Here is a 17,803-nt window from a genome sequence, read left to right as displayed (position 1 = left end):
CCGCGCGCCGGGCCGGGCGGAGCAGGGTGCGTGTGGGAAGCTGGAGCACATGCGTGAGAACCAGCAGACCGCCCCCGCCGCCGAGGCCGAGACCGTCCTGTTCGAGGAGCGCCTGACGCCGTCCATGGGCGTGTGGGTCGTGGCCGTCATGCTGGCCGCGCTCTCGGTGCTGGTGTTCGCGCCGATCAACCTGACCACCGGCATCGTGGCGGCAGTCCTGTTCTTCATCGTGGAGGCGATCGTCCTGGTCACGTCCACTCCGCGGATCGTGGTGACGGGCACGGACCTGCAGGTCGGCAAGGCCCGCATCGAGCGCTCCTACCTCGGCGAGGTCACCGGCTTCCTGGGCGACGACGCCCGTCAGCAGCGCGGCGCCCGTCTGCACGGCCTCGCCTACACGGTCATCCGCGGGTGGATCTCCCCCGTGGTCCGCATCCAGCTCACCGACGAACGCGACCGCACCCCGTACTGGCTGACCAGCACCCGCCGTCCGCAGGAGCTCGTCGAGGCCCTCGGCGGCACCATGCACACCGCCGAGGCGGAGGACCTGGAGCACGACGGGCACCGCTGAGTCGCAGCGCCGCGCAAGGGACCAGAGGCTGCGCACTACCCGCCCTGACACGCCAGAACGCCCCGGACATCCGATCGGATGCCCGGGGCGCTCTGCGTGGTCTGCTGCCGGCGGGTGCGCCCGGCGGATCAGCTCTCGCAGTCGGTGCAGAAGATGAGGCCGCCTTTCTCGCGCGCGGCCTGCGAGCGGTGGCGGACCAGGAAGCAGGAGGCGCAGGTGAACTCGTCGGACTGGGCGGGCAGCACCCGGACCATCAGCTCTTCGTTGGAGAGGTCGGCGCCGGGCAGCTCGAAGCCCTCCGCGGCCTCGGTCTCATCCTCGTCGACGACGGCGGACTGGGTGTCCGTGCGACGGGACTTCAGCTCCTCGATGGAGTCCTCGGTGCCGTCGTCGTCGTTCTTCCGGGGGGCGTCGTAGTCGGTGGCCATGGGGAATCTCACGCTCCGCTCAGGTCTGGACCGGCGGGACGGGCCGCACCGCCGGTGAAGAAAGGGGGACGGACCGCTGGTCACTGTGGGGCTTCGTCACCCCGACGAGGGGCTGACCACACGGCGCCGTTGCGCGTAGATTGTGCACGATCGTCGGCGCGGTGCCAAGTGAGAGCCGGCCGCATCCGTGTTCCGTTCGTCACAGCGTGGACGTGTTCTAGGATCGGACGACGGACGCGCGCAGGCGCGCCCGGTCCTGACGGCACCCGTCCGGGCCCGGGCCGACGCCGCCGCACCGGTGAGCACGGAGACGACCCGAAGGAAGGCACTGGCGCCCATGGCCGAGATGCGACCGGCTGGACTGACCGAGGACGGCACCGCCCTGCGGCTGACCGACCAGGACGGCGGCGAGCACACCCTCCCCCTGACCGACGAGGTGCGCTCTCTGGTGACCGCCGACTCCGGCGGCGGCACCGCCGACTCCCCCGCCGCCACGGCGTCCCGGGAGAAGGACGACGACCGCCCCACCTCCGCCGGGGACGTCGCCTCCGACGGCCGGCAGGACGACGCCGGCGCCGTCGGCCGGCCCCGCCCGGGCTCCTCGACCCGCCCCGGCGCCGACGCCGCAGACGAGGTCCCGGCCGCCCAGGTGTCCCCCCGCGAGATCCAGGCCCGCATCCGCGCCGGCGCCACCGCCGAGCAGGTCGCCGAGGCCACCGGCGCCTCCCTGGCCCGTGTCCGCGTCTTCGAGTACCCGGTCCTGGCCGAGCGCGCGTGGATCGCACAGCAGGTCCAGCAGCTCGAGGTGTGGGTCGGTGGCCCGGACCTCTACTCCTCCACGGTCGAGGACGGCGGCCCGAGCACCCTGGGCGAGCTCGTCTCCCATCGGCTGCAGGAGCTCGGCCTGGACGCGGACGCCGTGACCTGGGACGCCTGGCGCGAGGGCCCGGGCCCATGGACCGTGGTCGCGGACTTCAGCCTGGAAGGGCTGCGCTCCAAGCCGACGCAGGAGCAGCCGCCGGCCCGGTTCGCGTTCCGCCAGGGTGCCAAGCAGGTGGACCACGTGAACCGCTGGGCCCAGCTGCTGGCCGACGCCGAGACCTGGAACATCCCCTCCGGCCGGTCGAAGGACGACGAGACCCCGTTCGACGTCGAGGCGGGGGACGTCCCCGAGCGCCCGGCCGCCGAGCCGACCGCCCTGCACCCGGACACCGCCCCGGACCCGGACGAGGAGCTGCTCGACATCCTCCGGGCCCGCCGCGGCCAGCGCCTCGGCGCAGACGAGGAGTCCGACGACGCCCTCGCCCTGATGCTCACGCGGGAGGAGACCCCGAACCCGCAGCCGCCGGCGAAGCCGACCCTGGCGGCCGCAGACGACACCGGCGCCGGCTCCGCCGTCTCGGCCGACCGGACCGAGTACCTGTGGGACGACGAGGACGCCGGCGACGACAGCCCGCTGGCCTCCGTGCACGCCTTCCGCTCCGCGGACCCCGCACGTGACGAGGACGCGGGCGACGCCGTCGCCCGTGACGAGGATGCCGCGGCTGAGGAGACCACGAACCCGCAGGACGAGAACAAGGCCGCCGAGGACGAGGCCGCCAACGAGGACGCCGCGCAGAAGCCTCGCCCCGGCCGGTCGACCTCCGGCCGCGGGACCTCGCGCGGACGCATCGCGGACGTGCTGATCAAGGACACCTCGGAGCCGAAGCCCGGCGCGCAGAAGGAGCCGACCCGGTCGAAGTCCTCGACCCGCCGTGCCTCCGTGCCGAGCTGGGACGAGATCGTCTTCGGCCGCAAGAACGACTGACCCCCTCCCGGGCCTCCGCCCCCCCAGGAGCACGGGAGACGGCGCACGGGAGACGGCGCACGGCAGGGCACCGTCAGGACGCACGGCAGGGCACCGTCAGGAGGGGCTCTCCCCGCTCAGGTGCTGAGCAGCAGCAGGGGCACCTCACGCTCCGCGCGGGTGGGCGAGCCGTGCTGTCCGACCATCTCGAAGGCGTGGGCACCGACCCGGCGGCCGTCGTAGAGGGCCAGGTCGCCGTGGGCGGCGATGAGCAGGTCGCCGATGCGCGGGCGCACCCGGTCCGCGACCTTGGCGCCGAACCAGCCGGCGGCCACCGCCTCGTCCCGGGTCAGGACCCATGCGTGGGCGCCGTGGGCGGCACGCCAGGCCTCGGCCACGGCGGCGCGGCGCTCGGCGGAGACGTCCGCCCCGAAGTGCAGCTGCACCAGGCGCGGCTCCCCCGCCGTGTGCTCCACGCCGTCGAGCAGCTCCGGGAAGCGCAGACTCCCGTCCTCGAGCGCCTCCGCGTAGTCGAGCCGACGGGAGTCGGGCACGTCCACCATCCCGTGGTCCCCGGTGATGCCGAGGGTGGAGCCGGGCGGCATCCGCTCGTGCAGCCGCTTCAGCGTGGTGTCGACCTCCTCGAGGGCATGGAGCCAGGAGTCGGAGCCCAGGCCGTCGCGGTGGCCGGCCTTGTCCAGCTCGTTGAAGTACAGGTAGACCAGGGCAGGCTGCCGGACGCTGTCCAGCACGCCGAGGGCCAGCTGCATGCGGGCGGCCATCGTGGAGCCGGCCCGGTACTCGCCGCCGCGCAGGGCGGCGCGGGTCAGCGCGGAGCCGGCGAACAGAGGCAGGGAGACCGTGACCACCGCACAGCCGGCCGCCTCGGCCCGCTCCAGGACGGTGGGCAGCGGCTGCCACTGCTCCGGGACGGTGGCCGGGTCCCAGCCGCCGAGCATGTTCACCACCACGCCCCGCTCCGGATCGAGCACGTCATAGCCGACCACGCCGTGCACGCCCGGCTCCTCGCCGGTGCCCAGGCTGGTCAGGGAGGCCGCGGTGGTGGTCGGCACGGGCGCCTGCAGGACGCGGCCGTGGGACTCCATGGCGGACTTGAGGAACGGGGCGTGACCGCCGTAGCGGCGCAGCACGTTGCGGCCGAGCCCGTCCACCAGTGCGACCACGGCACGGCGGGTCTGCGGCCAGGCCAGCGCGTTGTCCAGCCCCTCCACCCCGAGCGCCGCGGCCGCCGAGGCCATGACGGAGCGCAGATGCCGCTCGGCCGGGACGACGCCGGCGGGGACGGGTGCGCTCATGCGACCGCCGCCAGGTGGACGCGGCGCAGGGTGCGGGCGAACGCCAGGGCGTCCTCGACCGCGGCACGCCCGTCGGCGTCCGCCGCCACGCGGATCACGAGGTCCTCGCGCGTGGAGGTGCCGGTATAGCCGTGGTCCGCCTCGCAGTTCGGGTCGGCGCAGCCGGCCGGCTGCAGGTCCAGGCGCTGGCCGCCGGCCCACTGCACGGCCAGCGTCATCTCGGCCACCGGGTCGGTGGGGCGGAACCGCTCGGGCTCGGCGTGGCCGGTGGTGATCACCACGGAGCCGATCGCGGACACCGGGACGAGCTCCGTGGAGATCTGGGCCAGCATGCGGCGCCCCTCGGTGTCCAGCGGGTGGTCGTCCAGGTGCGCGGCCACCACCACGTCCTCACACACCACCAGCACGGTGATGTGGCGGTGGATCTCGTCGTAGTCGAAGTGGGTGTCCACGTGCACCAGGTGGGCCAGTGGCTGCCGCCCCTCCAGCTCCTGGGCCAGGTGGTGCGCCACCAGGTCCGGGTAGAACCCGGCGCGGGCGAGGGACTCGGTCAGCGACGGACCCGAGCCCACCGTCCAGCGGCGGCCCTGTTCGGCCGCGCCCAGGCGGTTCAGCGGTGAGCGATGGTCGTCGTGCTCGTGGTTCCTGCGCAGCGGGGTCATGGGCTCCATGCTATCGGCGCCCGGACACCTGACCGCCGCATCCACAGGCGACGCCCTGGCGGCGCCGAGGGGCGTCGTCTCAGAGGTCAGTCCCCACGCATGGCACGGCGGGCGGAGTCGGTGCGCTGGCCGGCGTCCGCGACGTCCACCTCGGCCTGCAGCACCGTGACTCCGCCGGGGCCGGCCAGGACGGGGGCGAACCTCAGGCGGGCGACAGACGGCAGGTCGTCCTTGAGGGCGGCCACGCGGGAGACGAGGTCCTCCAGGGCCCCCATGTCCGCGGCGGGCACACCGCCGTGGGCCTGCAGCTTGGACGCGGCACGCGGGGCGCGGACCATCTGGGAGACGTCTCCGGAGGTCAGCGGCGGGACGCGGTGCACCCAGTCGTCCAGCAGGTCGGTGGCGTCGCCGGTGATGCCGAAGGACACCACGGGGCCGATCAGCGGGTCCTCCAGGGCCGTGACGGTAACGGCCTGGCCGGCCGGCGCCATGGCCTGCACCTCGAGCTCGGTGACGCCGAAGGCCTTCAGCGCCTGGCGCATCTGTTCCACGTTGCGGCGCAGCGAGTCCGCGTCCGTGATGGACAGCCGCACACCGCCCAGGTCGAGACGGTGGCGCAGGTGCGGGTCGACCGCCTTCACGGCCACCGGGAACCCGAGGCGCTCGGCCGCCTCCACGGCCTCATCCGTGGTGCTGAAGCGCTCGGACGGGAGCGTGGAGATGCCATAGCAGCCCAACAGGCGCGCCGTCTCCTCCGGGGTGAGACGGGTGAGTTCGGTGCCGTTGTTGCCGCGGGCCACGGCGGCCTCCACGATCTCCTCCGCGGTGTGGCGGTCCACGCCCTCGAGCTCGATCGGCTCGCCCATGTCCTCGTCCCGCCAGTCCACGTAGGTGGCCAGGCGGCCGAGCACGCGCAGGGCCTTCTGAGGGGACGGGTAGAACGGGACGCCCGGCTGCAGGGCACCGGGCTCGGCGTCGTCGTCCAGCGGAGCCGAGCCGGCGAGCAGCGCACCGGAGTATTCCGGGTCCACCACATCGGTGAGGCAGACCAGGACCGGCACCTCGGCGCCGCGGGCGGCGTCCGAGAGTTCGCGGGCCAGATCGGCGGGGACCTCGGCCGACTGGTGCAGGCCGGCGCGGGCGATGACCACCACGGCGTCGGCGCGGCCGTCGGCGAGCGCGGTCTCCAGATCCTTGCGGACGGCGTCTGCGTGGCGGGCGGTGCCGTCCTCGGCGGAGGCGAGGCCGACGGTGTCCACGACCTCGAGGCCCTCGGCGGAGGCGGCGTCCCGGGCGAGGCGGTCCAGGGCGAGGGAGTCGCCCACCAGCAGCACGCGGCGGCCGCGCGGCAGCGGTTGGGAGGCCAGGGCCTGCATGAGGTCCATGAGCTCCTCGTGGGTGATGACCTCGATCGCGCCGGTCTGGTCCAGCATGGAGTCCACGGTGCCCTCGGGTGCCCGGGTGGTGCGGGTCTCGTGGCCCGGGGGCAGGTTGCGTCCGGTGACGTCCGAGCGGACCACCACGACCGGCTTGGTGCGGGAGAGGCGGCGCGCGATCCGGGAGAACTTGCGCGGGTTGCCGAAGGACTCGAGGTACACGCCCACGGCGGCGGTCTGCGGGTCGTCCTCGAAGTACTGCATCGCGTCGTTGCCGGAGACGTCGGCACGGTTGCCTGCGCTGATCACGGTGGACACGCCGATGCCGCGGCGCAGGGCGGAGGAGGCGAGCATCGCGGAGATCGAGCCGGACTGGCTGAACAGGCCGATGCGGCCACGAGCCGGCATGCCGGGCGCCGGGGAGGCGTTCAGGCGGATCTTCGGGTCGGTGCAGATCACGCCGAGCGAGGCGGGGCCGATGATGCGCATGCCCTCCGACCGGGCACGGGAGACGAGCGCGCGCTGGGCGGCCACGCCCTCGGCGCCGGCGTCCGCGTAGCCGGAGGTGAGCACAAGGATCCCCTTGACGCCGTGCTCGGCGCACTGCTCGACGACGCCCGGCATCTCGTCCACGGGGACGGCCGCCACCACGAGGTCGACCGGGCCCGGGATGTCCTTCACATGGGCGTGGGCGGGCACACCGCAGACCTCGAAGGCCTCGCGGTTGACGGCATGGACGTCCCCGGTGAAGCCGCCGGCGAGGATGTGCTCGAGGACCACGTGGCCGACCGACTCGGGGTGACGCGAGGCGCCGACGACCGCCACGGAGGACGGGTTGACGATCTCGGAGACGGACCGGGCCTCGGCGCGGTGCTCGCGCGATTCCATGACGGCACGCCAGCGGGCGGTCGGGTCGATGGGGAACTCGACGGCCACGACGCCGTCCTCGAAGCGACGGGCGATCTCGAAGCCGGACTCCTGGAACACGGAGAGCATCTTGCGGTTCTCCGGGAGGACCTCGGCGGTGAAGCGGCGGATGCCGTTCTCACGGGCGGCGACGGCCAGGTGCTCCATGAAGATGGAGCCGAGGCCGCGGCCCTGCGCGTCGTCGGCGATGTTGAACGCCACCTCGGCGACGTCCTGGTTCGGGTAGCGGTCGTAGCGGCCGACGCCGAGGATGCGGCCGCGGCGCTGGACCACGAAGGCCACGCGGTCCTTGTAGTCGACGACGGTGAAGCGCTCGAGGTCCTTCTTGGACAGCTGCGACTTGTACGTGAAGTAGCGCAGGTAGATCGACGACTCCGACTGGCCGCGGTGCATGGCCTGCAGGCCGTCCGCGTCGTCCGGAGTGATCGGCCGCAGGCGGGCGGTGGTGCCGTCCCTGAGCACGACGTCCGCCTCCCAGTGGCGGGGATATACAGGCTTCTGACGCTTCTCACCCATAGGATTCAGCCTAGACAATCTCCGAACCGTTGAGGACTCCCGAAGCACCATGACAGCCCGATCGACCCGTTCCCGCTCGGCCGGTGGCGACGCCCCGCAGCCCGTTCCCGTGGAGCAGGAGAACATCGTCGACGTCGACGTCGCGCAGGAGATGGAGGGCTCGTTCCTCGAGTACGCGTACTCGGTGATCTACTCCCGCGCCCTGCCGGACGCCCGCGACGGCCTGAAGCCGGTCCAGCGGCGCATCCTGTTCATGATGTCCCAGATGGGGCTGCGCCCGGACAAGGGGCATGTGAAGTCGGCGCGCGTGGTCGGCGAGGTGATGGGCAAGCTGCACCCCCACGGCGACGGCGCGATCTACGACGCCATGGTGCGCATGGCCCAGCCGTTCTCCCTGCGCCTGCCGGTGGTGGACGGCCACGGCAACTTCGGCTCGCTCGACGACGGTCCGGCGGCCCCGCGCTACACCGAGGCCCGCATGGCTCCGGCGGCGCTGGCGATGACCGCCGACCTGGACGAGGACACGGTCGACTTCGTCCCGAACTACGACAACCAGTTCACCCAGCCCGGCGTCCTGCCGTCGGCCTACCCGAACCTGCTGGTCAACGGGGCCTCCGGCATCGCGGTGGGCATGGCCACCAACATGGCCCCGCACAACCTGCGTGAGGTCGTCGCCGCGGCCCGCCACCTGCTCTGGCACCCGGACGCGGAGCTCGCGGACCTGATGGAGCACGTCCCCGGCCCGGACCTGCCGTCGGGCGGACGGATCGTGGGCCTGGACGGGGTGAAGGACGCCTACGCCACCGGCCGCGGCTCCTTCCGCATGCGCGCCACCGTCGCCGTGGAGCAGGTCACCGCCCGCAAGACCGGACTCGTGGTCACCGAACTGCCGTACGGCGTCGGCCCGGAGAAGGTGATCGAGCGGATCAAGGACGGCGTCAACGCCAAGAAGATCACCGGCATCTCCGACGTCGTCGACCTGACGGACCGCAAGAACGGCCTCAAGCTCGTCATCGAGCTCAAGTCCGGGTTCAACCCGCAGGCGGTGCTCGCCGCGCTCTACAAGCACACGCCGCTGGAGGAGACCTTCGGCATCAACAACGTGGCCCTCGTGGACGGCCAGCCGCAGACCCTGGGGCTGAAGGAGCTGCTCCAGGTCTACGTGGACCACCGCCTGTCCGTGGTGCGTCGCCGGACCGAGTACCGCCTCGGCAAGAAGAGGGACCGGCTCCACCTGGTGGAGGGCCTGCTGCTGGCCCTGGTCGACATCGACGAGGTCATCGAGATCATCCGCACCTCGGACGACGCCGCCGCGGCCCGCACCCGCCTCATGCAGGTCTTCGACCTCACCGAGGTCCAGTCCAACCACATCCTCGAGCTGCGCCTGCGCCAGCTGACCAGGTTCTCCCGCATCGAGCTCGAAGCAGAGCGGGACGAGCTGGCCGCCGCGATCGCCGAGCTGGAGGCCATCCTCGCCTCGGACGCCCGCCTGCGCGAGGTCGTCTCCGGCGAGCTGGCGGACGTGGCGGCCGAGTACGGCGACGACCGCCGCACCCGGCTGCTCGACGCCGAGAACCTCGCCTCCCCCACCGCCTCCGCCCCGGCGGCGAAGGAGGCCGGGGCCGTCGCGTCCCCGATGATGGTCGCGGACACCCCCTGCTGGGTGCTGCTGTCCACCGCGGGCCGCCTGCTGCGCACCGCGGACCGGACCCCGATCGCCCCTGTCGGCCGCCGCCACAAGCACGACTCCTACACCTCCGTGGTCCCGACGACGGCCCGCGGCGAGATCGGTGCCCTCACCTCCGCAGGCCGCCTCCACCGCCTCCAGGTCGTGGACATCCCCGCCGCCGCGGAGGCCTCCGCCTCCCCGGCCATGGCCGAGTCCGTGCCCGCCAAGGAGTTCGTCCCGCTCGAGCGCGGCGAGTCCCTCGTCGCCCTCGTCCCCCTGGACGCCGTCCTGGCGATCGGCACCGCCCGCGGTGTGGTCAAGCGCGTCCGCCCACAGTGGCCGCTGAACCGGGACGTGTTCGAGGCCATCACCCTCAAGGACAGGGACGCCGTGGTGGGCGCCGCACCCGCAGTGCAGGACGAGGACCACCTCGTGTTCGTCACCGCCGCCGGCCAGCTGCTGCACTATGAGGCCTCGCTGGTCCGTCCGCAGGGCCCGTCCGCCGGCGGCATGGCCGGCATGCGTGTGGCGGACAAGGACACCGTCCTCGCGTTCGCCGTCGCCCCGGCCGGCACCGTGGTGCCCGAGGCCGAGCTGTCCTCCTCCGAGCGTCCGGCCGTGGTGGTCACCGTGGCCGACGGCCAGTCCGACCTGCTCGGCTCCGCGCCCGGGTCCGTGAAGGTCACCCCGCTCGGCGAGTACCCGACCAAGGGCCGCGGCACCGCCGGCGTCCGCGCCCACCGGATGCTCAAGGGCGAGAACGCCGTGGTGCTGGCCTGGGCCGGCGCCTCCCCCGCCCTCGCCGCGTCGAAGGCCGGCGTCGCCCGCGCCCTGCCCACCGAGTTCGGCCGCCGCGACGGCTCGGGCGTCCCGGTGGACCAGAGGATCGAGGCGATCGGCTCCGGCGCCTCGCCGATCCTGGTGGCCGCCGCCCCGGAGGCCGACGACGCGGTGGAGGTCTCGGCCGAGTGAGCGTCGCGGTGCAGGTCACCGCTCCGGCACCCGGGGCTGACCTGCCGAGCGCGTGGACGACGACTCACTGCGCGCCGTGACGGCCCCTGACGCGGCGTCGGGTCACCGCCGGCGGTGGCCGTGCTCGGCCCCGAGCCGCAGGACCACGTCGGCGTCCGCCACCAGCGCCTCGTCATGGGTGACCGTCACCGTGATCCTCTCCCCCAGGCCCGCCACCAGATCCTGCATGAGCGCGTGGCCCTCGTCGCGGCCGAGGTGCGCCGTCGGCTCGTCCAACAGGACCACATCCGCCCCGGCCAGCAGGGCCCGGGCCACCGCGAGACGCTGACGTTGCCCGCCGGACAGTCGCCGGCCGCCCGGTCCGACCCGGGTGTCCAGCCCGTCCGGCTGTGCCGCGAGCCAGCCGTCCAGCCCGACCCGGCGCAGGGCGTCTGTCAGCTCCTCCTCGTCCGGGGCCTGCTGCGGGTCTCGGGACAGCGCCAGGTTGCCGCGCACGGTGGAGTCGAACACGAGCGCGTCCTGCGGCGTCCACGCCACCCGGCGCAGGCGGTCCGCCGAGGGCCTGCGCCCGGCCTCGGCTCGGCGCCCCGTGCCGGCCGCGTCGGCGCCCGGCCGGCACACCGGGGCCGTCCCGGGCCCGAGCTCCGGCCCCGCCTCCTTTGACTCCACCTCTTCCGACTCCGCCGCGGTGAGCAGCGCATAGCGGCCCTGGGCAGGCGGGAGCAGGCCGAGCAGCACGGACAGCAGCGTGGACTTGCCGGAGCCGGACGGCCCCACCACCCCGATCCGCTCGCCCCGCCGAGCACGAAGGTCCAGGCCGGTCCAGACCGGCTCCTGTGCCCCCGGATGCCACGCGGCGGCGTCCTCGAGCAGCAGGGTCTCGACGACGGTGTCGGCCTCGACGACGGTGTCGGCCTCGGCGGCGGATGTCGGACGCCCCGATCCGGTCGGCTCCGGCCCGGCCAGCAGTGGCGCGACGGCGCGGCCCCGATCCCGCAGCACGGGCAGCTGCGCCGCGGCGGTCCCCAGGGCGGCCAGCGGCTCGGCCCAGCTCAGAGCGATAAGGACGGCCAACGCCGCGGCCGGAGCGGCGGTGCCGGTGTCCAGGGCGGCCTGGGCGGCGGCCAGGGCGGACGCCGAGGACGCGGCCACGGCCAGGGCCGCCCCGAGCCCGGCCGCGCGGGAGGCGCGGCGTGCCGGGGCGTCCAGCTGCTCGGCGGTCCGGTCAAGCCTCTGCAGGGCGCGCTCTGCCAGGCCGTTGGCGTGCAGGTCTGCCGCTGCCTGAAGCAGGCGGGTGACGTGTCCGAGCAGCGCCGAGCGTCGCGTGGCGGCGGCCCCGGAGGCGGCCCGGTCGACGAGCAGCACCGCCGCGGGGACCAGCACCAGCCCGGCGGCCGCGACGGGCAGGGCCGCCGCGGCCGGACCGGGGGCCAGCACGGAGACGATCGCGGCCGTGACAGCCCAGGCCAGCAGCGCCGCCGGGACCGGGACGAGGACGCGGGGCACGGCGTCGCGCAGTGCGTCGACGTCCGCGACGAGCGCGGACAGGGCCCCGTCGGCCCGGCTGAGCCGGCGGAAGGCGGCGGGATCCGCGCCGAGGCGGTCCCAGATCCGCAGACGCAGCCGGCCCGCCCACGCCAGCACCGCGTCGTGGGCGGACAGCCGCTCCAGGTAGCGGCAGACGCCGCGGGACACGCCGAACGCCCGCACCAGCACGATCACGGCCAGCAGGTACAGGATCGGCGGCTGATAGGCGGCCATGACGATCAGCCAGCCGGACAGACCGGCCAGCAGCGCGGCGGACAGGTGGGTCCCCACGGCCCAGCCGACCGACGCCCACAGCCTGCGGGCATCCCAGGGCAGCAGCCGGAGGACGTGGCGCCCGCGCGGGACACGCTGTGCGGTGGAGGCGACCGGCGGCCCGGTATCGACCGCATCGATGCCGGCATCGGCCACGGCGGCCGTCGGCGGCCGCCCTGATCCGGCGAGGGCGGGGTCGTGGGATGCGATGAGCAGGGCGACCGGCGGCAGGGACAGTCCGGGCACCCGATCCGTCCTGATCGTCAGCAGCAGTCTGCGCACCCGGTCCGCCGCCGTCTCGTCCAGGTGGGCGGTGGGCTCGTCGAGCAGCACCAGCCGAGGCGCGCCGTCCGCGTCGTCGTCGCCCGTCTGCGCGAGCCGGGCGAGCAGCCGGGCCAGGGCAAGACGACGCCGCTCCCCGGGGCTGAGGTCGTCGACCGGGCGCTCCGCCAGGTCCGCGCGAAGGCCCACCGCCTCCAGAGCGGACCGGGCCTGCACCGGGTCCGCCCCCGCCAACGCCAGCTCCTCGGCGCCCGTGGGGGCGGCGAACTCCGGATGCTGCCCCAGCCACAGGACGCGTCCGGGCTCGGGCGCCCGCACCGTGCCGGCCACACGGACGTCGTCGTCGCGGAGCAGCCCGGCCAGCAGGTGCAGGACGGTGGACTTGCCGGTGCCGGACCCGGTCGAGAGCACCCGGGCCTCGCCGGCGGGCACGGACAGGTCGAGGCCGTCCACCACCCATGGCCCGGCCCCGTAGGCGATCCGCAGCCCGTCCAGGGCCAGCACCGGCTGCGCAGGGTCCTCACCTGCGTCGTCTGCGCCCCGCAGCCTGTCCAGGGCGGGGACACGCAGCGGCTCGTGCAGGCGGGCGTCGATGCGGTCCCGGGCCGCCTCGGCATCCTCGGTGGCATGGAAGGCGGCACCCAGGTCCCGCAGCGGCAGGTAGACCTCGGCGGCCATGACCAGGACCACCAGCCCCTCCGCGAGCCCCAGGCTCCCGGAGACCAGACGCACGCCGATCACCACCGCCACGACCGCGACGGACAGGGAGGCGATCAGCTCCAGAGCAAGACCGGAGACGAACGCGGTGCGCAGGGTGCCCATCGTGGCGGCCCGGTGCCGCTCGGAGACCCTTTCCAGAGAGCGCCGCTGCACCCCGGCCCGGTGCAGGCCCACGAGCACCGGCAGCCCACGGGCGAGCTCGGCCAGCTGGGAGGAGAGCCGGGCCAGTCCCGCGGCGGAGTCGGCGATGCGCTCGGCGGTGTGCCGGCCGATCAGGACCATGAACAACGGCACCAGCGGCAGGGTGAGCAGCAGCAGCAGCGCGGACAGCGGATCTCGCAGCAGCGCCCACCCGATCAGCGCGGGTGGGACCACCGCGGCCGCGGCCAGGGCGGGCAGCACCCGCGCATGGTAGTCGTCCAGTCCCTCCAGGCCGCGGGTCGCCACCACCGCGTCCGGGCCCACATCCTCGCCCAGGGCGTCGGCCTCGTCCAGGCGGCGCCGCAGCAGCGCACGGCGCAGGTCCGCCTGCACCTGCAGGGAGGTCCGGCGCCCCAGCGCCGGAGCGATCGCCTCCGCCGCCGCACGCAGCAGGGTGCCCGCCGCGCCCAGCAGCAGGGCGAGGCCGACCTGGTCCGCCTCCACCGGCCCGGCAGGGGCCGGCGGGCGCAGGAGCAGGTCGAGCAGGTCGGAGGCATCGGGGACGGGCAGGGCCGCAGCCAGCCCGGTCAGCAGCCGGGTCAGCGCCTCGGCGAGCAGGATCCATCCGCCCGCACGCAGCACGGCGCAGCCCAGCAGGGGGACCAGCAGCCGCCGGGAGGCGGAGTCTCGGGGAAGGGGGCCGGAAGACCGAGGTGCCCGGCCGTCGTCGGGACGACTCACACCGGGCGGACCGCGTGGGCCGTGGGGATGTGGGTGACGGCGATGCGGCGGCGGAAGGTCCAGTAGGACCAGGCGGTGTAGGCCAGGACGATCGGCACGAAGACGACCGTCACCCACGCCATGACAGTGAGCGTGTAGGCACCCGACGAGGCGTTCTCCACGGTGAGGCTGTACGCGGGGTCGATGGTGGAGGGCAGCACCACCGGGTAGACGGCGGTGAACAGCGCGGCCACGCCGGCGGCCAGGAAGCCCGCCATGCCGGCGAACGTCAGGCCCTCACGGCCGGCACGCGCCCACATCCAGGCCGCCGCCAGGGCCACCACGGCGAGCACCGTGAGCACCCACGGCAGGACGGCGCCGCGGCGGGCGACCACGAGCACCACCCACAGGGCCAACGGCGCCACGAGCACCGGGAGCCAGCGGCCCAGCACCCGACGGGCCGCCTCACGCGCGGCGCCGTCGGTCTTCAGGCCGAGGAATGCCCATGCCTGGGCGATCGCGTAGAGGACCACCGCCACGCCGCCGAGCAGCGCATACGGGGTGATCCAGACGAAGGGGCCGCCCACGCGGTCGCCGTTGGCATCCAGCGGCAGGCCGGTGGTGGTCAGGGCGAGCATGGCGCCCACGGTGAAGGCGGCCAGCAGCGAGCCGCCGGCCAGGCAGGCGTCCCATACGGCGCGCCCGGCGTCGGTGATCGCCTTGCCGCGGTACTCGATGGCCACGGCGCGCAGGATCAGTCCCACCAGCGTCAGCGTCAGCGGCAGGTAGAGGGCAGAGAACAGCGAGGCGTACCAGTGCGGGAACGCCGCGAAGGTCGCGCCGCCAGCGGTGAGCAGCCACACCTCGTTGCCGTCCCACACGGGACCGATGGTGTTGAGCAGCTGGCGCCGGGAGCGCTCGTCCCGCGCCCACAGGCGCATGAGCATCCCGACGCCGAGGTCGAAGCCCTCGAGCAGCAGGTAGCCGAGCCAGAGGACTCCGATGAGGGCGAACCAGATGGTGGGCAGGGTCTCTGCCATGGTGACGTTCTCCTTGGGTCCCGATCGCGGGTCAGTAGGCGAAGGCGAGGACGTCGTCCTCGTCGTGGTCGTGGTCGGCGGGGTCCGCGTGCTCGTGTGCGGTGAGCTCCGGCATGCCGGCGGGCACACCGCCGCGCACATAGCGGGCCAGCAGGACGACCTCGACCACGAGCAGCGTGCCGTAGAGCAGGGCGAAGACGATCAGGGACACGAGGATCTCGAACCCGTCGACGCCCGGGGACACCGCCGCGGCGGTGAACATGAACACCTGGTCGCCGGCGGGCAGGGCGGGGTTCGGGGCCACGACGAACGGTTGGCGGCCCATCTCGGTGAACACCCAGCCGGCCATGTTCGCTCCGAAGGAGCCTCCGATGGACAGCACGGCCACGCGCATCCAGTTCCGGCTGGCCGGCACCGTCCCCCTGCGCGTCATCCACAGGGCGCAGGCGGCCGCGAGCGCTGCGAGGCCGCCGAAGGTGATCATCAGGCGGAAGCCCCAGTAGGTGACCTCCATGAGCGGCTGGTAGTCGATCTGCATGCCGGCGCGCTCGCCGTACATGGGGTCGTCAGGCAGGTGGGTGCCGTACTTCTGCTCGTACTCGGGGATGAGGGTGGTGACGCCCTTCACCGGGGTCGTGAAGTCCTCATAGGCGAGGTAGGACAGCAGGCCCGGGATCTCGACCACTCCGACGACGTCGTCGCAGGTGGTGGCGCCCGACCGGTTGGAGAGGTCGGCGAAGGAGAAGACCGAGAACGCGGTGCCGTCGTGGCAGGCCGCCTCCGCGGAGGCCATCTTGAGCGGCTGGTTCTCGATCATCTGCTGAGCCTGCGCGTGACCGGTGAAGGCGGTGCCGACGAACCCGATGATCGCGACCACGGCGCCGATCCGCAGGGAGCGGAGCCAGACGGTGTGGTCCTGGCGGTCACGGGCGGCCGAGCCGGTCTCCCCCACCACCACACGGCCGTCCGCGTCCACGGTGTCGATGCCGTCGGCACGTCGTCGCCACAGGTGGTACCAGGAGATGCCGAGCAGAAAGCCCCCGCCGACGGCGTAGGCGCCCATGAGGGTGTGCGGGAAGTGGGTCAGCAGGATCGGGTTGGTCAGCACCGCGCCGATGTCGTCCAGCACCGGGCGTCCGTCCACGACCCGGTATCCCACCGGATGCTGCATGAAGGCGTTGGCCGCCATGATGAAGAACGCGGAGAAGTGGGCGCCGATCACGGCCAGCCAGAGTGCGGCGAGGTGGACGGCCTTCGGCAGCGTCTTCCAGCCGAAGATCCAGGCGCCCAGGAACACGGACTCCAGGAAGAACGCGATGAGCGCCTCCATGGCCAGCGGGGCGCCGAACACGTCGCCCACGAAGCGGGAGTACTCGGACCAGGCCATCCCGAACTGGAACTCCTGCACGATGCCCGTGGCCACACCCATGATGAAGTTGATGAGGAAGAGCTTTCCCCAGAACTTCGTCATGCGCAGATACGCCTCCTTTCCGGTGGCGAACCAGGCGGTCTGCAGGACCGCCACGAGCAGGCCGAGGCCGATCGTGAGCGGGACCATGAGGAAGTGGTAGACGGTCGTGATGCCGAACTGCCAGCGGGCGAGTTCCAGGGGATCCATACTGTGAGACTCCAGCGCAGAGACGTGATTCCACGGTGTGGGACGTTCTCAGGATACCCCTGGGCCATCACCGGTCAGGCATGTGTCGAGTGGCTCCGATCACCCTCCTGAGGTCCTCGGTCCCCCCGGGGGATAGACTCGTTCTCCGGCCTGCCCGCTCGGCGGGCCCGACAGACGTGCCCCGAGCAGATTGGCCCAGGTAACCGAACGTGTCCGGCAACGCCAGCTTCGAATACTCCCGCGCCGCCCTCCTGGCGGTGACCGAGGTCGAGGCCCCGAACGAGCTCACCTCCGATGAGCTGGACGTCCGTCTGGACGACGTCCTCAAGCGCCTCAAGCTGCCCAAGGGGCTGCTGCAGCGCGTGGCCGGTGTCCGCGCCCGCCGCAACTGGGACAGGCCGGGCGACTTCCAGGAGGCCGCCGCCCGCGCCGGCACCGCCGCCCTCGAGGCCGCGGGGGTGCGCCCGGACCAGGTCGGCCTGATCGTCAACACCTCGGTCACCCGCGCCACCCTCGAGCCGTCCGTGGCCGTCGGCGTCCACCACATGATGGGCCTGCCGACCTCCGCGGTGAACTTCGACATCACCAACGCCTGCCTCGGCTTCGTCAACGGCATCATGCTGGCCTCCTCCCTCGTGGACGCCGGCCAGATCGACTACGCCGTGGTCGTGGCCGGAGAGGACGCCCTCAAGGTCCAGGACGCCACCGTGGAGAACCTGCACTCCCCACAGACCAACCGCGGCAACTTCATGGAGCAGTTCGCCTCCCTCACCCTCGGTTCGGGCGCCGCCGGCGCGGTGATCGGCTCCGCCGAGGAGCACCCGGAGGGCCACCGCATCGTCCGCGGCGTCACCCGCGCCGGTTCCGAGCACCACCTGCTCTGCGTAGGCGACCACAACGGCATGTACACCGACTCCACTGGCCTGCTCGACGGCGGCCTCGAGCTCGTCATGGACGCCTGGAACGACGCGCCCGCGGACTGGGGCTGGAAGGACGCGGACCGGTTCATCACCCACCAGGTCTCCCAGCTGCACACCAACGCGATCGCGGAGGCCGCCGGCCTGGACCTCGACCGCGTCCCCACCACCTTCCCGACGCTCGGCAACATCGGCCCCGCGTCCCTGCCCATCACCCTCGTCCGCGAGCAGGACACCCTCGAGCGCGGGGACAAGGTCCTCTGCCTCGGCGTCGGCTCCGGACTGAACACCGCCATGCTCGAGATCCAGTGGTGAGAAGGAGGACCACGCCGTGAGCATCCC

Annotated in this window: 11 protein-coding genes; 4 read left to right on the top strand and 7 right to left on the bottom strand. The window is 73.3% G+C overall.

What is annotated here, in order from left to right:
- The first annotated feature begins 49 nt into the window (after positions 1-49).
- Positions 50-571, top strand: coding sequence for a DUF3093 domain-containing protein (locus tag HMPREF2863_RS07940; protein WP_070639281.1), 522 nt, complete (start codon positions 50-52; stop codon positions 569-571).
- Between the two features lie 128 nt (positions 572-699).
- Here the strand turns inward: HMPREF2863_RS07940 and HMPREF2863_RS07935 are convergent, their stop codons facing one another.
- Entirely contained in the window at positions 700-999 is a 300-nt protein-coding gene (locus tag HMPREF2863_RS07935; RefSeq protein ID WP_070639280.1) for a DUF4193 domain-containing protein, read from the bottom strand.
- A gap of 337 nt (positions 1,000-1,336) precedes the next feature.
- On the opposite strand from HMPREF2863_RS07935, the gene sepH reads away from it, so the two are divergent.
- Positions 1,337-2,806, top strand: a complete 1,470-nt coding sequence (gene sepH, locus HMPREF2863_RS07930) for a septation protein SepH (RefSeq protein WP_083315313.1) — start codon at positions 1,337-1,339, stop codon at positions 2,804-2,806.
- A gap of 116 nt (positions 2,807-2,922) precedes the next feature.
- Here the strand turns inward: sepH and HMPREF2863_RS07925 are convergent, their stop codons facing one another.
- The 3 genes from HMPREF2863_RS07925 to HMPREF2863_RS07915 all read right to left on the bottom strand — a co-directional run bounded on the left by HMPREF2863_RS07925 (position 2,923) and on the right by HMPREF2863_RS07915 (position 7,582).
- Positions 2,923-4,101 carry an alkaline phosphatase family protein gene (locus tag HMPREF2863_RS07925; protein WP_070639278.1) on the bottom strand — a complete coding sequence of 393 codons (1,179 nt, stop codon included), beginning with the start codon at positions 4,099-4,101 and terminating at the stop codon, positions 2,923-2,925.
- Positions 4,098-4,763, bottom strand: a complete 666-nt coding sequence (locus HMPREF2863_RS07920) for a DUF5998 family protein (RefSeq protein ID WP_067188597.1) — start codon at positions 4,761-4,763, stop codon at positions 4,098-4,100. The genes HMPREF2863_RS07925 and HMPREF2863_RS07920 overlap by 4 nt, the downstream gene beginning before the upstream one ends.
- Before the next feature lie 86 nt (positions 4,764-4,849).
- Entirely contained in the window at positions 4,850-7,582 is a 2,733-nt protein-coding gene (locus HMPREF2863_RS07915; protein WP_070639276.1) for a bifunctional acetate--CoA ligase family protein/GNAT family N-acetyltransferase, read from the bottom strand.
- A gap of 49 nt (positions 7,583-7,631) precedes the next feature.
- Between HMPREF2863_RS07915 and HMPREF2863_RS07910 the strand changes: the two genes are divergently transcribed.
- Positions 7,632-10,223, top strand: a complete 2,592-nt coding sequence (locus HMPREF2863_RS07910) for a DNA gyrase/topoisomerase IV subunit A (RefSeq protein ID WP_070639274.1) — start codon at positions 7,632-7,634, stop codon at positions 10,221-10,223.
- Between the two features lie 102 nt (positions 10,224-10,325).
- On the opposite strand, the gene HMPREF2863_RS07905 is transcribed toward HMPREF2863_RS07910, so the two are convergent.
- The 3 genes from HMPREF2863_RS07905 to HMPREF2863_RS07895 are packed head-to-tail and all read right to left on the bottom strand — an operon-like array spanning position 10,326 to position 16,544.
- Entirely contained in the window at positions 10,326-13,907 is a 3,582-nt protein-coding gene (locus HMPREF2863_RS07905) for an ABC transporter ATP-binding protein/permease (protein WP_070639272.1), read from the bottom strand.
- On the bottom strand, positions 13,904-14,926 hold the full coding sequence (gene cydB / locus HMPREF2863_RS07900) for a cytochrome d ubiquinol oxidase subunit II (protein ID WP_067188604.1): 1,023 nt from the start codon (positions 14,924-14,926) through the stop codon (positions 13,904-13,906). The genes HMPREF2863_RS07905 and cydB overlap by 4 nt, the downstream gene beginning before the upstream one ends.
- A 31-nt stretch (positions 14,927-14,957) precedes the next feature.
- The gene (locus HMPREF2863_RS07895) at positions 14,958-16,544 is read right to left on the bottom strand and encodes a cytochrome ubiquinol oxidase subunit I (protein WP_067188606.1); all 1,587 of its coding nucleotides are present in this window, start codon (positions 16,542-16,544) and stop codon (positions 14,958-14,960) included.
- A 209-nt stretch (positions 16,545-16,753) separates the two neighbouring features.
- Here HMPREF2863_RS07895 and HMPREF2863_RS07890 point away from each other — a divergent pair, with 209 nt between their 5' ends.
- Positions 16,754-17,776, top strand: coding sequence for a 3-oxoacyl-ACP synthase III (locus tag HMPREF2863_RS07890; RefSeq protein WP_070639270.1), 1,023 nt, complete (start codon positions 16,754-16,756; stop codon positions 17,774-17,776).
- Positions 17,777-17,803: the final 27 nt, after the last annotated feature.

Origin of the sequence: Micrococcus sp. HMSC067E09, assembly GCF_001812555.1 — a bacterium.
Taxonomy (GTDB): Bacteria; Actinomycetota; Actinomycetes; order Actinomycetales; family Micrococcaceae; genus Micrococcus; species Micrococcus lylae.
This window is presented reverse-complemented; position numbering and strand designations above follow the sequence as displayed.